The sequence below is a fragment of the Massilia sp. 05N420 genome, assembly GCF_056397205.1.
Genome location: NZ_JBFTMX010000078.1, coordinates 1 through 14,067, shown reverse-complemented (window position 1 = coordinate 14,067; position 14,067 = coordinate 1). Strand labels below are relative to the sequence as shown.

Genomic DNA, 14,067 nt, shown 5'->3' with positions numbered 1-14,067 from the left:
TTCCCATCCCGAACAGGACCGTGAAACGACTTTGCGCCGATGATAGTGCTGCAACCAGTGTGAAAGTAGGTTATCGTCAGGCTAATTATTCGCAGAAGCCCGCTCAATTCGATTGAGCGGGCTTTTTGCTTTTCAGCGCTCTACATTCGATCGCTCCATTCCGCTACACTCATCCACAGCACCTGTATCGTTTCCGAACAATTCAGCTTCCCATACCGGGGTCGGCCAGTTGGCATGTCATTTGCTGGCATTACAACAAACCACAAGACCAGGGGACATGGATGGCGCATCGAATCGGTCGCGCGGCAGGCGCCGCCGTCGCACGGCTTGGCATGCCTTTCCTGTTGCTCCTCGCTGGCACCGCCACCGCCGAAGAGCCGCGCGTCGCCAGGGTCGAGGTCGTCGGCCTTGCACCTGGCTATGGTCTCGGCATCGATCGCGACCTGTTGCCTTACCCGGTACAGCTAGCAAGCGACAAAGCCATCCGCAAGGCGGGCGGGGAGAACCTGGCCGAATTCATGGCGCACAACCTGAGCGGCGTGAACGCGAACGAGATCTCGGGCAGCCCCTTCCAGAGCGATATCACCTTCCGCGGTTTCCGCGCATCGTCCATACTGGGCAGCTCACAGGGCATCTCCGTCTACCTGGACGGCGTGCGCGTGAACGAGCCTTTCGGCGATGTGATCAACTGGGACATGTTGCCGGAGGCGGCGATCGGCGACCTGGCCCTCGTCACCGGTGCCAACCCCCTGTACGGCCTGAACACGCTGGGCGGTGCGCTCGCCTTCAGGACCAAGTCCGGTCTTACGGATCCGGGCGGCGAGCTCGAATTGTCGGTAAGCAGTCAGGGCCGGCGCCGCAGCGACATCGCCTACGGCTGGCAGGGCAGCGGCGGCTGGCATGGCTTCATCGGCGCCACGCTGTTCGACGATACCGGCTGGCGCGATCACTCCGCCGGAAGGCTGGGCAATATGCTGGCCAAGCTTGGCCAGGCGAGCGGGGCCACCGAGTGGAGCGCGTCGCTGCTCGCTGGCCGCAGCCGTGTGCTCGGCAACGGATTGCTGCCGGACCTTCTGTATCGGGATGAGCGCAGCGCCGTCTATACCTATCCGGACAGAACCCGCAACCACCTGGTTCAGGGCAGCTTCAACCTCACGCAGCGCCTGGCTCGCGACAGCGAACTGAGCGCTGTCGCCTATGTTCGCAACAGCCGTCGCGATACCGTCAACGGCGATGTCAGCGAAGATTACGGCGATTACGTCGAGGACTGCGCCGCCGGCTTTGGAGCCRGTGGCGCGCCGCGCGAGCTGGCTTCGTGCGGGGTGACGAGGGAGCAGGGCGCTGCAATGCATGCCGGCGTATTGAATACGACCAGTACGCGCCAGAATGGCAGCGGCGCCAGCCTTGCGTTCGGCACCCGGCGCGGCATATTGCGCCTGGACGGCGGCGCCAGCCTGGACCGCAGCGACGTCGAGTACGCCCAGTTCGCACAGGCGGCATTCGTGACCGCTACGCGCGAAGTCATCGGCGATCCGCTTGAGCCGCGCGAGTCGACCTCATCGGTGGCCGGCAAATCGCGTACTGCCGGGGTCTATCTTTCCGCCTCCATGGAAGTCGTGCCGGGCACGCAACTGACGGCCAGTGCGCGCTATGGCCACACACGCGTCGAGAACACCCTGAGCAACGAGCGGGGCGTGCAGCCGCGGGAAGGCTTCAGCTACCGGCGCCTGAATCCCGCGCTCGGCTTCACCCATGTGCTGCTTCCGCGTGTGACATTGTTCGCCAACGTCGCCCAGGGTAGCAGGGTGCCGACCGTGATCGAGCTGGGATGCGCGGACCCGGACAATCCSTGCCGCCTGCCGGTCGGCCTGCAATCCGATCCCTACCTGAAGCAGGTCGTTGCGCGCACCATGGAGGCCGGGGCGCGCGGCCGCTTCCAGCAGGATGGCGTGTCGGGCAGCTACTCGCTGTCCCTGCACCGGACAGTCAACCGCGACGACATCCTGTTCCTGAGCTCGCCGTCGCGCCAGGGCTATTTCTCGAATTTCGAGCGTACCCGTCACCAGGGCCTGGACGCCATGCTGAGCCGCCAGTCCGGACGGCTCGGGCTGCGCCTCGCCTACAGCTACCTGCAGGCGGTGTACGACGCCGACGGTGAACTGTTTACCGGTTCGCGCCATGTCCAGATCCGGCGCGGCACCCGGATGGCGGGCCTGCCGCGCCATACCGGCAAGCTGTCGCTGGACTGGAACACGAGCCCGGCGCTGACCCTCGGCATGGACATCCACGCGGTATCGAGCCTGGTCACGCAAGGAAACGAGGACGGCCTGATCGAGGATGCCGAAGACGGCGAGGATGCGCAGCGCGCCGACCGGCGCGTGCATGGCTACATGCTGCTCGGCTTGCGCGCCAGCTACCGGCCGGCAGATCAATGGGAATTTTTTGCACGCATCAGCAACGTGTTCGACCGCCGTTACGAAACCTTTGGTGCGCTGGCGCCGGACCTGTTTCCGCACGGCCGCCTGCTCGCGCCGCACGAGCAGGCCGACGGGGCCGAACAGGCGCGTTTCGTGGCGCCGGGCGCACCGCGGGCCGTGGTCGCGGGCCTGCGCTATCGTTTCTGATCAGAAGCGATATTCGGCGGTGAGGCCGGCCATCCACTGTCGCCCCGGCGCCGCTTCGTAAAAGCGTTTATTGGTGTCGCCGACGATGACCGAGCCGATGTAGTTACGGTCGAACATATTGTTCAGGCGCAGGAACTCCTTGAAGCGCCAGCGATCGCGGTCCTGGCGCGCTTGAAGGCGCAGGTTTACTAGCGCATACACCTTGCCGTTCGCAATGGTCTCGAGCGCAGCCCCCAAGGCCAGCCTGACGCTCAAACCATGCTGCAAGTCGGTGTCGAGGGAGACTTCGGCGCCGCGGCGCAGGGTGTTGCTCGCGTTGCGATAGCTGGTGCGTCCGCCGGCCAAACTGTCGCCTGCCATCCCATTCGATCTGGACGGCGTGCCGGTTTCCGGTTTCCGGCGGCAGGACACCTGCTCCAGATTTGCACAGTTGCCGCCCGAGTGTTGCGGTTCCGGCACGGGCGTACACGAACTCTGCACAGGTTTCCTAGGCCAGGCGCCTGGCACGACCCTTGCGAATGCCTGGACGTAGCACAAGACCATTCACAACGGAGACACCATGAAATGAAAACGAGAGCCGCCATCGCATGGAAGGCCGGGGAACCCCTGACGATTGCCGACGTCGACCTGGAAGGCCCGCGCGCCGGCGAAGTGCTGGTCGAGGTCAAGGCCACCGGCATCTGCCATACCGATTACTACACGCTGTCGGGCGCCGATCCGGAAGGCATCTTCCCAGCCATCCTCGGTCATGAAGGGGCGGGCGTCGTCCTCGAAACCGGTCCCGGTGTGACCAGCGTCAAGCGCGACGACCACGTTATTCCGCTCTACACCCCGGAATGCCGCCAGTGCAAATTCTGCCTGTCGCGCAAGACCAACCTGTGCCAGGCCATCCGCTCCACCCAAGGCCGCGGCCTGATGCCGGACGGTACTTCGCGCTTCTCGCTGGACGGCCAGCCGATCTACCACTACATGGGCACCTCGACCTTCTCGAACTACATCGTGGTGCCGGAAATCGCGCTGGCGAAAATCCGCGAGGATGCTCCCTTCGACAAGACCTGTTATATCGGCTGCGGCGTCACCACGGGCGTGGGCGCGGTGATCTTCACGGCCAAGGTGGAACCCGGCGCCAACGTGGTCGTGTTCGGCCTGGGCGGCATCGGCCTGAACGTCATCCAGGCGGCCAGGATGGTCGGCGCCGACAAGATCATCGGCGTGGACATCAACCCTGGCCGCGAACAGATGGCGCGCCAGTTCGGCATGACCCACTTCGTCAATCCGAAGGAAGTCGGGAACGTGGTCGACGCCATCGTCCAGCTGACCGACGGCGGCGCCGACTATTCCTTCGAATGCATCGGCAACGTCACCACCATGCGCCAGGCGCTGGAGTGCTGCCACAAGGGCTGGGGCCAGTCGATCATCATCGGCGTGGCCGAAGCGGGCAAGGAGATTTCGACCCGTCCGTTCCAGCTGGTCACCGGCCGCGTCTGGAAAGGCTCGGCCTTCGGCGGCGCCCGCGGCCGCACCGACGTGCCCCGCATCGTCGACTGGTACATGGAAAACAAGATCAACATCGACGACCTGATTACCCATACCTTGCCCCTCGAGCGCATCAACGAAGGATTCGAGTTGATGAAGAGCGGGCAATCGATCCGTTCGGTAGTGCTGTACTAAGTCCAACGACAAGAGGAGACATGATCATGAACAGTGCAGTCCATATTCACCCGGCCGTCGACGAGGGCATCCCGCCGGAGGCGCCGGACTTTGCAGGCGGGACCCTGACCTGCCTGTGCGCCACCGACCCGGTGACGGTCGAGATCAAGGGGCAGGTGGCGCACAACCACGTATGCGGCTGCACCAAATGCTGGAAGCCGGCAGGGTCGCTGTTCTCCCAGGTTGCGGTGGTGCCGCGCGAGAACCTGCAGGTGGTCGCCAACGGCGACAAGCTGCAGCCGGTCGATGCCACCGCCACCATCGTGCGGCATGCCTGCCGCGAGTGCGGCGTGCACATGCTCGGGCGCATCGAAAACACTGCGCATCCTTTCTATGGCCTGGACTTCGTGCACACCGAGCGCTCGAACCAGCGCGGCTGGGCGGCGCCCACCTTCGCGGCCTTCGTCTCGTCCATCATCGAATCCGGCGCACGTCCCGAAAACATGGGGACCGTGCGTGCGCGCCTGAACGAGATCGGCTTGTGCTGGAGTGTATGCAAAAGCACGACGGCAAGTACGAATTCCTCTACAAGTGCTCGTGCGTCATCGACCGCATCGCCGAGGCGATGCCTTACGAGGACTTCGTGGCGATGTCGACCGCCTTGCGCGACCAGGCCCTGGTAGGGGAACGCGGCGGCGTGTTTCGTGATGCACCTACGGTCAAGGTCATGGCCGACAAGTACAGAACCATTCAGGCCAATGCGAACAAGGCCTGCCATGTGCAGCAGCGCTGAACCACAAGAAAACATTAGGAGACCAACATGTCATTRCAAACAAGACTGATCCGCTGGTGGCCCTGCCTTGTATTCGCCGCCTCGCCGGCCTTCGCGGCCGACACCGACCTCGCACAGCTGAGCAAGGACCCGAAGAACTGGACCATGCAGGCCGGCGACCTGAGCAACCAGCGTTACAGCGAACTCAAGCAGATCAACAGCAAGAACGCCAAGAGCCTGCAGGTGGCCTGGACCTTCTCGACCGGCGTGCTGCGCGGCCACGAAGGCGGGCCGCTGATCATCGGCGACACGCTGTACCTGCACAGTCCCTTCCCGAACAAGGTGTTCGCGATCTCGCTGGAAGACCAGAGCATCCGCTGGAAGTACGAACCGAAGCAGGATCCGACCGTGATTCCGGTGATGTGCTGCGACACGGTCAACCGCGGCCTGGCCTATTCGAACGGCAAGATCTTCCTGCAGCAGGCCGATACCACGCTGGTGGCGCTGGATGCCAAGACCGGCGCCGAACTGTGGAAGACCAAGGTCGGCGATCCGAAGATCGGCGAAACCACCACCAATGCACCGCACATCTTCAAGGACAAGCTGCTGACCGGCATCAGCGGCGGCGAGTTCGGCGTGCGCGGCCGCATCGCCGCCTACGATCCGAACACCGGCAAGCTGCTGTGGAAGGCCTTCAGCACCGGACCGGACCAGGACATGCTGATCGACCCGGCCAAGACCATGACCTGGACCGACGGCAAGATGGCGCCGGTCGGCCCCGACTCTTCGCTGAAGAGCTGGCAGGGCGACCAGTGGAAGCTGGGTGGCGGCACCACCTGGGGCTGGTACAGCTACGACCCGCAACTGAACCTGGTGTACTACGGCAGCGGCAATCCCAGCACCTGGAATCCGCGCCAGCGCCCGGGCGACAACAAGTGGTCGATGACGATCTTTGCCCGCGACCTCGACACCGGCATGGCGAAATGGGTCTACCAGATGACGCCGCACGACGAGTGGGACTATGACGGCGTCAACGAAATGATCCTGGTCGACATGAAGGTCAAGGGCCAGCCGCGCAAGGCGCTGGTGCACTTCGACCGCAACGGTTTCGCCTACACGATGGACCGGCAGAGCGGCGAATTGCTGGTCGCCGAAAAATACGATCCGGCGGTCAATTGGGCCAGCCACATCGACATGAAGAGCGGCCGTCCGGTCGTGGTGGCGAAGTACAGTACCGACAAGAACGGGCCGGACGTCAATTCGAAGGGCATCTGTCCTTCGGCCCTCGGCACCAAGGACCAGCAGCCCGCTACCTACTCGCACAAGACCGGCCTGTTCTATGTGCCGACCAACCACGTGTGCATGGACTACGAGCCCTTCCAGATCGAGTATACGGCCGGTCAACCCTACGTCGGCTCGACCCTGTCGATGTATGCGGCGCCGAACAGCCATGGCGGCCTGGGTAATTTCATCGCCTGGGATGCCGGCACCGGCAAGATCGTCTGGTCCAAGCCCGAGAAGTTCTCGGTGTGGAGCGGCGCATTGTCGACCGCCGGCGACGTGGTGTTCTACGGCACCCTGGAAGGCTATATCAAGGCGGTCGACCACAACGGCAAGGAACTATGGAAGTTCAAGACCCCGTCCGGCATCATCGGCAACGTCACGACCTGGGAATACAAGGGCAAGCAGTATGTCGGCGTGCTGTCGGGCATCGGCGGCTGGGCCGGCATCGGCCTGGCGGCCGGCCTGACCAAGGGCACCGAAGGACTGGGCGCCGTGGGCGGCTACAAGGACCTGGCCAAATATACCGAACTCGGTGGCGTGCTGACCGTGTTCGCGCTGCCGGATCGCTGATCCGCAGGATCCGTATCGAGCGGCCGCCGGCATGTCGCAGGCCGGTGGCCGTACCCTGTCATTACCGGAAATCGCCATGAACAAATTCGTAACCCTGATGTTGAGCGCGGCCTTTTGCATGGCCGCCGTACCCGCCGTGGCCGACGAGACTGCCGCGCCCGCCGGTGCCGCACCCTACAAGGTAGCCGACGGCAACAAGGTGGACGCCCAGACCCTGAGCGGCTGGAAAACCTGGCGTGCACTGGCCTGCGAGCGCTGCCACGGCGCGGCGCAGGAAGGCATGGTCGGTCCTTCGCTGATCAACAGCCTGAAAGTGCTCACCAAAGAGCAGTTCAAGCAGACCGTCCTGCACGGCAGGATCGACAAGGGCATGCCCAACTTCGACGGCAGCAAGATGGTGGTCGAGAACATCGACAACCTGTATTCCTATCTGAAAGGGCGCTCGGATGGCGCGATCCAGCCGGGCCGCCTGCAGGAGATCGGCAAATGAGGTGGCCCGGCAGCCTGGGCAGGCTGGCAGGGGCAGCGTTGGCGCTTCTCTGCCTGGCCGGACCGATCGCCGCCCAACAGGCCATGAATGACGCAGGTCCGGGCCAGGACAAGGTATTGCGTGTTTGCCAGGATCCGAACAACCTGCCGTTCTCGAACCGCGATCAGGCCGGTTTCGAGAACAGGATTGCGGCCCTGTTCGCCCAGGAGCTGGGATGGAAGCTGGAACACACATGGTTCCCGCAGCGTATCGGCTTCATCCGCAATACCCTGCGCGCCAAGCTGGAGAATTCCGACCGTTTCAAGTGCGACCTGGTGACCGGCGTGCCGGCCGGGTTCGACATGGCGGCCACCACCCGCCCTTACTACCACTCGAGCTATGCACTGGTCTACGTGAAGGGCAGGGGGCTGGACGGTGTGCGCGGCCTGGACGATCTGGCGGCCTTGAAGCCGGAGCAGCGCGGCAAGCTGCGCTTCGGCGCGTTCACGTCCTCGCCGGTCACCGACTGGCTGATGCAGAACAGGCTCATGGAGCAGGTCGACTGGTACCAGAACCAGACCGGCGACGCCAAGCAGTACCCGGGCCAGATCATCGAGCGCGACCTCGCCAGCGGCAAGATCGACGTCGCCTTCGTCTGGGGCCCGATTGCCGGCTACTTCGCACGCAATACGCACGCGGCGCCGATCGTGGCCGTGCCGCTCGCCTCGCGTCCGGGCATGAAGCTCGATTTCGAGATCGCGATGGCGGTGCGTCATGGCGACAAGGAATTCAGGCAGCGCATCGACCAGCTGATCGATGCCAACCGGGGCAAGATCGCCGCCATCCTCGACGAGTACGGCGTACCGCAGCTCGACCAGCACGGACGGGTGCTCGCTTCCCAGCGTACGGTGAAACCATGATGCGCCGGCTCGCAATGTTTGCCATGCTGGCCGCGCTTGCCGCGGGCCCGGCGGCTGCCCAGCCGATCTCGTCCGCCGAAACCCTGTTGTTCGAGACGGACCACCTGGCGCGCCTGAAGGCACCGGCGACGCTGGTGTATGCCTATCGCAAGGACAGCAACGTCGAGCCCGGCTTCAGCGACGAAGTGCGGCTCGACCTTGCCCAGGTCGAGGGCAAGCTGAGTGCGACCCTGCATTTCCTGTCGGGCGAGCACAAACAGGACATTCCGGCGCTCGAAGAAGCCCATGGCAATCCGGTCCTGCTCGGCTTCCTCGAGCACGACATCGCCGAGATGAAGCGACTCACCGGGGGCTTGACCAGTTATTTCCGCAAGCGGATCCGCATGGCGCTGGCGGAAGGCGCCCAGCTGAGCCGGCAGCAGATCGTCTACCAGGGCCGGACCCTCGATGCGCAGGTGGTTCGCATCCAGCCTTACCTGAACGACCCCATGCATGCACGCTTCGAGAAATACGTGCACAAGATGTACACCTTCGTCCTGAGCGAACAGGTGCCTGGAGGCCTGTATCAGTTGCGTACTTCGGTCGGCAAGCCCGAGCCGGTACGGACCGCCGCCAGCATGCCGGGCGTGCCGGCGCCTGTGCCAATGATCGATGAAACCCTGACCCTGATCAGCGTCACGCCCAAGCAGCCCTGAGTCGCATGGGACGTCAGCAGGAGACACGCGATGGCGCCGTTGAAAGTATTCGCATTCGATTACGCGACCGCCGGCGGGCCGCTGCCGCGGCGACTGCCGCAGTCGCTCCGGCGCCAGAGCGACATGCTGCTGCAGGCCTTGCAGGCTGACCTGCGCGCCGTGCCCGGCATCGAGTTGACGACGATAGCGCCTGCGCAGGACGCCCCCGGGGCCCGGCCGGCTTTCAGCGAGCGCTTCCAGGCTGGCATGGAAGCGGCCGATGCGGTATGGCCCCTGGCGATCGAATCGGAAGGCTTGCTGGAACGCTTGTCGCGCGAGATCCTGGGCGCCAACCGGATCCTGCTGGGTAGTGCACCCGGCGCCGTGCAGGTGGCAAGCAGCAAGCTCAAAGTGGCGCGCGCGCTGGCAGACGGCGGCGTTCCGGTTGCCGCCACCTACAGTCCGCACGCCGTTTTGCCCGACGAGCGGGGCGCCTGGGTGGTCAAGCCCGACGGCGGCGCCGGCTGCTTCAACATCCGCCTGTTCAGTGATCGCGCGGCGGCGCTGGCATGGATCCGTGTCGCGGCGGCGGAGGGCTATGTGCTGCAGCCCTTCATTGCCGGCAAACTGGGCAGCCTGTCCCTGCTGTGCTGCGATGGCGTGGCACGGGTGCTGAGCTGCAACCTGGAGCGGGTGGCCATGCGCAACAACCGTTTTCACTTCCTTGGCAGCACCGTCGGCGGGCTGGAGGATCGCGATGGCGCTCTCGGTCGCCTGGCCCAGAAAGTGGCGGCGGCAATTCCCAGCCTGTGGGGGTATGTCGGCGTCGACTTCGCCCTCACGAGCGATGGCCCTGTGGTGCTGGATGTGAATCCGCGGCTTACCGCCGCCTATGTCGGCCTGCACGCCGCGATCGGGCATAACCCGGCAGGCATGGTCATCGAGCTGTTGAAGGGGCCAGCGGCCATGCCCGGTCCCTTGCAGGCCCGCCGTGCCGTCAGCGTGGATCTTGGCAACGGAGCGGATTGAGGGCTACCTGATCGCGACGCCCCAGGGGAGTTTGCCGACCGGGATGTCGCGCAGCTTGGTCCGGCTGACGGTGTCGATCACCGACACGCTGTTCGAACGGCCGTTCGCCACGTAGAGCTTCTTGCCGTCCGGTGTCAGCGCCATGTTCCATGGGCGCTGACCTACCGGAATCGTCGCCACGACCTGGTTGCTGTCGGTATCGATGACCGACACGCTGCCATCGCCGCCGTTCGACACATAGACCTGCTTGCCGCCCGGATCGACGGCGATGCCGTTCGCACGCAGCCCGGCCTTGATGCGGGCAACGATGGCAAAGTTCCTGGTGTCGATGACGAAGACTTCGTTGGCATTTTCCGTCGCCACGTAGGCGCGGCTGCTGTCGGGCAGGAAACCGATGCCGCGTGGGCGCGCCCCGACCGCGACCTGGCCTACCTGCTTGCGCGCGTCGAAATCGATGATGTCGACGGCGTCGCCTTCCTCCGCGCTGACGAAGAGCAGGTGCCCGTCCGGGCTGAACACCGCGTGTTCGGGGTTCTTGCCGTGGACCTTGATCGCGAACGCCAGCGCATTGCTGCGTGTGTCGACCACTGCGATATCGTTCTTGCCCTCGACCGCCGTCACCACCCAGCGCCCATCCGGAGAAATCGAGACACCTTCCGGCGACTCGCCCAGTGCGATCGCTGCACCCAACTTGCGGGCAGCGACGTCGACCACTTGCAGGCTATTGTTCGGCTGGTCGCTGACGTACAGCCAGTGCCTGTCGAGGCCGACAGCCAGGCCGCGCGGCTTGCTGCCGCCGGGCAGGGAGGCGACTACCTGGTCGGTGGCGGTATCGATGACGGACACCGTGCCGGCGCCCTCGTTGGGGACGTATGCGAACGGTTCGGCATGCAGGAAGGACGGCAGCGCCGCCAGCAGCGCGAGGGTGGTCGAAACGAGGTGCTTCGGGCTGATGATCATCGGTTCTCCAAGGGAAGGCCGGCATGGCGGCGGATGCGCCGCACGGCACGGCGTGGCCACATGCGCCACAACAGGCCGTCGCGATCGATCAGCATGTGCTTGCCGGCCGCAAGCACATGCAAGCCGACGAACAGCGCGAGCAGCAGCGCGGCGATATGGTGGGTCTGGTTGAAGAGGACATACAGCGCCCTGTCGTCGGGGCCCCAGGGCGGCAGGCGCACCAGGTTGAAGAACTTGATGCCATGCTTGCTGAAATTCGATGCAAGATAGCCGGATAGCGGCAGGATCAGCATGCAAAGATACAGGACTGCATGGCTGAGCCTGGCCACGTGCCGCTGCCAGGGCGGCATGCTGTCGGGCAGTGGCGGTGGCGCATGCATCAGGCGCCAGGCGAGACGCAGCACGATCAGCAGGCCGATCAGGATGCCGCTGCTCTTGTGCAGGTTGACATACATGCCGCGTTCCGGCGTGCCGCGCGGAATATCGTCCAGCATCAGGCCAAACACGAATTGGCCGAGCAGCAGCAGGGCGATCAGCCAGTGCAGGACGATGGCCGTGCTTGTGTAGCGGTCGCGATCGGGCTTGTGCATGGGCTCCGTTCAGTGAACCAGCGATTTCTCGGGCGGCTTGATGTTGAGCCGCTGTAGCTTGCGGTACAGGGTATTGCGGCTGATGCCCAGTTCCCGCGCAACGCCGCTCAGGTTCCACTCGTGACGCTGGAGTTCCTGCAGCAGCGCGCGCCGTTCGGCGCTTTCGAGCGTGTTCAGGTTGGACCCGGTCATGGCCCCCGCTTCCATCCCGGCACAGGTCGACGGCACCGCCTCGGCAGTACTATCCCGGTATTCGGGCGGCAGGTCGCGCACGGTCAGGCAGTCTGTGTCCCGCAGGGCGATCATGCTGCGCAACAGGTGACGCAACTGGCGTACATTGCCGGGCCAGCGCTGCTGTTCGAGCAGGGACAAGAGGCGAGTATCGAGTTCGACCGGGCTGCCCTCGTCGCTTTCCTCCGTCGCCAGGTGCCGGATCAAGGCTGCGCGGTCGACGCGCTCGCGCAATGGCGGCAGAGTGAGCGTCACGCCTTGCAAGCGGTAATACAAGTCTTCGCGGAAGGCGCCGAGTTCGATCTTCTTTTGCAGGTCGCAATGGGTGGCGCTGATGAGGCGGATGTCGAGCTTGACCGGGGTCTCRCTCCCGAGCGGGACCACTTCGCGTTCCTCGAGTACCCGCAACAGCCGGGCCTGCAGGGCAACCGGCATGTCGCCTATCTCATCGAGGAAGAGCGTGCCCGAATTGGCCTGCAGGAGCTTGCCGCGCTGCCCCTCCTTGCTGGCGCCCGTAAAGGCGCCGGAGCGATAGCCGAACAGTTCGCTTTCGATCAGCGATTCCGGTATCGATGCGCAATTGATCGCTATAAAAGGCCAGCTGGCCCGGCTGCCGGACGCGTGGATGGCACGCGCGAACATCTCCTTGCCTGTACCGGTCTCGCCCAGCAGCATGATCGCGACGTTGCGCTCGAGAACGCGTTTGGCTTTCTCGACATTGGCAGCCATGACGGGATCGCCGAACTGCAATTTGTCGAGCGGGCTGTCGGGCTGGATGGAGAATTCTTCCTTGGCGCCGACCCCGGGCAGGAGTCCGATCGCTGCCGCATGGCGCGGACCGGAGGTCGACAGAGGCTGGTACATCACGCCGAAAAAACGGGCGCCGTTGCGGATTTCAAAGATCGGTACCGGGTGAAAGGCTTTCCTGACCGTGCTGTCGATCAGGCCGGAAAAGGTAATGTTGAACAGCTCGGTGATGTCGCGGCCGACGATCTCGGTGCGGTCGTTGAATCCGAGCTGGAACAGGGCACAGCGCGTCGCGGCCAACACCTTGCCGGTGACACTCAAGGCGATCGCACCTTCGCTCAAGGTGCCGACGAATTCCGGACGGTTATGAAAACGCAGGATGAAATCATGGCGGAACTGGTGCAGGAACACCCGGTTTTCGATCATCTGTACCGACATGCTGACCAGCGCGAGTGTGTGTTGCTGGGCCAGGCGCGACTCGCCGGAGGCGTCGAGCACACCGACCAGTTCGCCTTCGTGATCGAAGATCGGCGCCGCAGCGCAGGAGAGGCCGGTATTCCTGGACAGGTAGTGTTCGTCCTGGTGCACGGTCACGGGGCGCCGTTCGAACAGGCAGGTGCCCATGCCGTTGGTTCCCTGCGCACGTTCGCTCCATACCGCGCCCGGCATCAGGCCGGTCTTCGATGCCGCATGCGTGAAAGCGGGGTCGCCAAAATAATTGAGCAGCACCCCCTCGCGGTCGGTCAGCATGATTGCGTAACCGGATCCCGCCAGCTGCTGGTACAGGTTGGCCATCTCCACCTTGGCGACCTCCTGGACATCGGCAAGGCGTTCCTGGCGTTCCTGTAATTCGGCGACTGGGACGACTTCGGGTTCGGCGCAGGTGCCGGGGTCGAGCCGGTATTCGTCGAGGCACCGTATCCAGGACTGGGTGATGCGGTTTGCGCTTCCAGGACGTCCAGGTCCGTTTCGGCTTTGAACGACCGAGCGGACACGGTTGACGTGTTCCACGGCAAAGTTTGGCATGCTGTCTCCTGCGTCCTCACTCATGTGCCGGGCAAGGCGCCGGCCATGGCTTGTTATCGTATGGACTGTTATTGAGTTGCAACCACAGCATCAGATACTACTCTTGGCAGCAAATAGTTCAAGTGTTCACAATATTTTTAACCAATAGCGTTGTCGGAAGAGCCCGATTTCTTGGAATTCAGACGGGTATCAGGGCTAATTGAATCAGTGTGAACTGTTCGCTCGTAACGAGGTCTGGTGTTCAGATGCGTCGTCGGCGCAACAGGGCTTGTGTGGTGCCACCTTGTTTTGCTATAGTTCGCGTCCTGCTTCTGCAGCGCACGAAAAGTTTAATAGAATCAACGAATTAAACTTGTGTAAACGGCCATGCCGAGTGCGCTGAAGAAAAAGATGGAGTTGACGAGTTAAGCGAAACACTGCATAATCTCATTCCTCTGCTGCTGACGAACAAAACGATTCGTTGGATGCAGCAAGGCAGTACCGAATACGATCTTTAACAATCAACACTTTAACAATCAACA

The 14,067-nt window shown here is 63.7% G+C and carries 13 protein-coding genes; 9 read left to right on the top strand and 4 right to left on the bottom strand.

Annotated features, from left to right (window positions below; translation table 11 throughout):
- Positions 1-281 precede the first annotated feature (281 nt).
- Positions 282-2,624: a TonB-dependent receptor gene (locus tag AC1DIX_RS27055; RefSeq protein WP_477328370.1), complete on the top strand. Its 2,343-nt coding sequence runs from the start codon at positions 282-284 to the stop codon at positions 2,622-2,624.
- Here AC1DIX_RS27055 and AC1DIX_RS27050 read toward each other — a convergent pair whose 3' ends face one another.
- Positions 2,625-2,984 (bottom strand): hypothetical protein, encoded by a 360-nt coding sequence (locus AC1DIX_RS27050; RefSeq protein WP_477328368.1) that lies wholly within the window; start codon positions 2,982-2,984, stop codon positions 2,625-2,627.
- 204 nt (positions 2,985-3,188) lie between these two features.
- On the opposite strand from AC1DIX_RS27050, the gene AC1DIX_RS27045 reads away from it, so the two are divergent.
- The 8 genes from AC1DIX_RS27045 to AC1DIX_RS27010 all read left to right on the top strand — a co-directional run bounded on the left by AC1DIX_RS27045 (position 3,189) and on the right by AC1DIX_RS27010 (position 9,992).
- A complete protein-coding gene (locus tag AC1DIX_RS27045; RefSeq protein WP_477328366.1) occupies positions 3,189-4,295 on the top strand; it encodes an S-(hydroxymethyl)glutathione dehydrogenase/class III alcohol dehydrogenase in 1,107 nt (368 codons plus the stop codon).
- A gap of 26 nt (positions 4,296-4,321) precedes the next feature.
- The gene (gene gfa / locus AC1DIX_RS27040; RefSeq protein ID WP_477328364.1) at positions 4,322-4,957 is read left to right on the top strand and encodes an S-(hydroxymethyl)glutathione synthase; all 636 of its coding nucleotides are present in this window, start codon (positions 4,322-4,324) and stop codon (positions 4,955-4,957) included.
- Complete coding sequence (locus AC1DIX_RS27035) at positions 4,918-5,067, top strand: hypothetical protein (RefSeq protein WP_477328362.1); 150 nt, start codon at positions 4,918-4,920, stop codon at positions 5,065-5,067. The genes gfa and AC1DIX_RS27035 overlap by 40 nt, the downstream gene beginning before the upstream one ends.
- A gap of 27 nt (positions 5,068-5,094) precedes the next feature.
- The gene (locus AC1DIX_RS27030; protein WP_477328360.1) at positions 5,095-6,900 is read left to right on the top strand and encodes a methanol/ethanol family PQQ-dependent dehydrogenase; all 1,806 of its coding nucleotides are present in this window, start codon (positions 5,095-5,097) and stop codon (positions 6,898-6,900) included.
- A gap of 76 nt (positions 6,901-6,976) precedes the next feature.
- Complete coding sequence (locus AC1DIX_RS27025; protein WP_477328359.1) at positions 6,977-7,390, top strand: c-type cytochrome; 414 nt, start codon at positions 6,977-6,979, stop codon at positions 7,388-7,390.
- Positions 7,387-8,289, top strand: a complete 903-nt coding sequence (locus AC1DIX_RS27020) for a quinoprotein dehydrogenase-associated putative ABC transporter substrate-binding protein (RefSeq protein ID WP_477328357.1) — start codon at positions 7,387-7,389, stop codon at positions 8,287-8,289. Before AC1DIX_RS27025 ends, AC1DIX_RS27020 begins: the two co-directional genes overlap by 4 nt.
- Positions 8,286-8,984 (top strand): hypothetical protein, encoded by a 699-nt coding sequence (locus AC1DIX_RS27015; RefSeq protein WP_477328355.1) that lies wholly within the window; start codon positions 8,286-8,288, stop codon positions 8,982-8,984. The genes AC1DIX_RS27020 and AC1DIX_RS27015 overlap by 4 nt, the downstream gene beginning before the upstream one ends.
- A gap of 30 nt (positions 8,985-9,014) precedes the next feature.
- On the top strand, positions 9,015-9,992 hold the full coding sequence (locus AC1DIX_RS27010) for an ATP-grasp domain-containing protein (protein ID WP_477328353.1): 978 nt from the start codon (positions 9,015-9,017) through the stop codon (positions 9,990-9,992).
- A 3-nt stretch (positions 9,993-9,995) separates the two neighbouring features.
- On the opposite strand, the gene AC1DIX_RS27005 is transcribed toward AC1DIX_RS27010, so the two are convergent.
- The 3 genes from AC1DIX_RS27005 to AC1DIX_RS26995 are packed head-to-tail and all read right to left on the bottom strand — an operon-like array spanning position 9,996 to position 13,570.
- Entirely contained in the window at positions 9,996-10,952 is a 957-nt protein-coding gene (locus AC1DIX_RS27005) for a beta-propeller fold lactonase family protein (protein WP_477328352.1), read from the bottom strand.
- Positions 10,949-11,542 (bottom strand): cytochrome b, encoded by a 594-nt coding sequence (locus AC1DIX_RS27000; protein ID WP_477328350.1) that lies wholly within the window; start codon positions 11,540-11,542, stop codon positions 10,949-10,951. Before AC1DIX_RS27000 ends, AC1DIX_RS27005 begins: the two co-directional genes overlap by 4 nt.
- Before the next feature lie 9 nt (positions 11,543-11,551).
- Entirely contained in the window at positions 11,552-13,570 is a 2,019-nt protein-coding gene (locus AC1DIX_RS26995) for a sigma-54-dependent Fis family transcriptional regulator (protein WP_477328348.1), read from the bottom strand.
- Between the last annotated feature and the right edge of the window lie 497 nt (positions 13,571-14,067).

What these genes read in the sequence shown, in the direction of transcription:
- AC1DIX_RS27050 (WP_477328368.1), bottom strand. Translation starts at nt 2,984, where the DNA reads ATGGCAGGCGACAGTTTGGCCGGCGGACGCACCAGCTATCGCAACGCG.
- AC1DIX_RS27015 (WP_477328355.1), top strand. Translation starts at nt 8,286, where the DNA reads ATGATGCGCCGGCTCGCAATGTTTGCCATGCTGGCCGCGCTTGCCGCG.
- AC1DIX_RS27020 (WP_477328357.1), top strand. Translation starts at nt 7,387, where the DNA reads ATGAGGTGGCCCGGCAGCCTGGGCAGGCTGGCAGGGGCAGCGTTGGCG.
- gfa (WP_477328364.1), top strand. Translation starts at nt 4,322, where the DNA reads ATGAACAGTGCAGTCCATATTCACCCGGCCGTCGACGAGGGCATCCCG.
- AC1DIX_RS27000 (WP_477328350.1), bottom strand. Translation starts at nt 11,542, where the DNA reads ATGCACAAGCCCGATCGCGACCGCTACACAAGCACGGCCATCGTCCTG.
- AC1DIX_RS27010 (WP_477328353.1), top strand. Translation starts at nt 9,015, where the DNA reads ATGGCGCCGTTGAAAGTATTCGCATTCGATTACGCGACCGCCGGCGGG.
- AC1DIX_RS27045 (WP_477328366.1), top strand. Translation starts at nt 3,189, where the DNA reads ATGAAAACGAGAGCCGCCATCGCATGGAAGGCCGGGGAACCCCTGACG.
- AC1DIX_RS27025 (WP_477328359.1), top strand. Translation starts at nt 6,977, where the DNA reads ATGAACAAATTCGTAACCCTGATGTTGAGCGCGGCCTTTTGCATGGCC.
- AC1DIX_RS27005 (WP_477328352.1), bottom strand. Translation starts at nt 10,952, where the DNA reads ATGATCATCAGCCCGAAGCACCTCGTTTCGACCACCCTCGCGCTGCTG.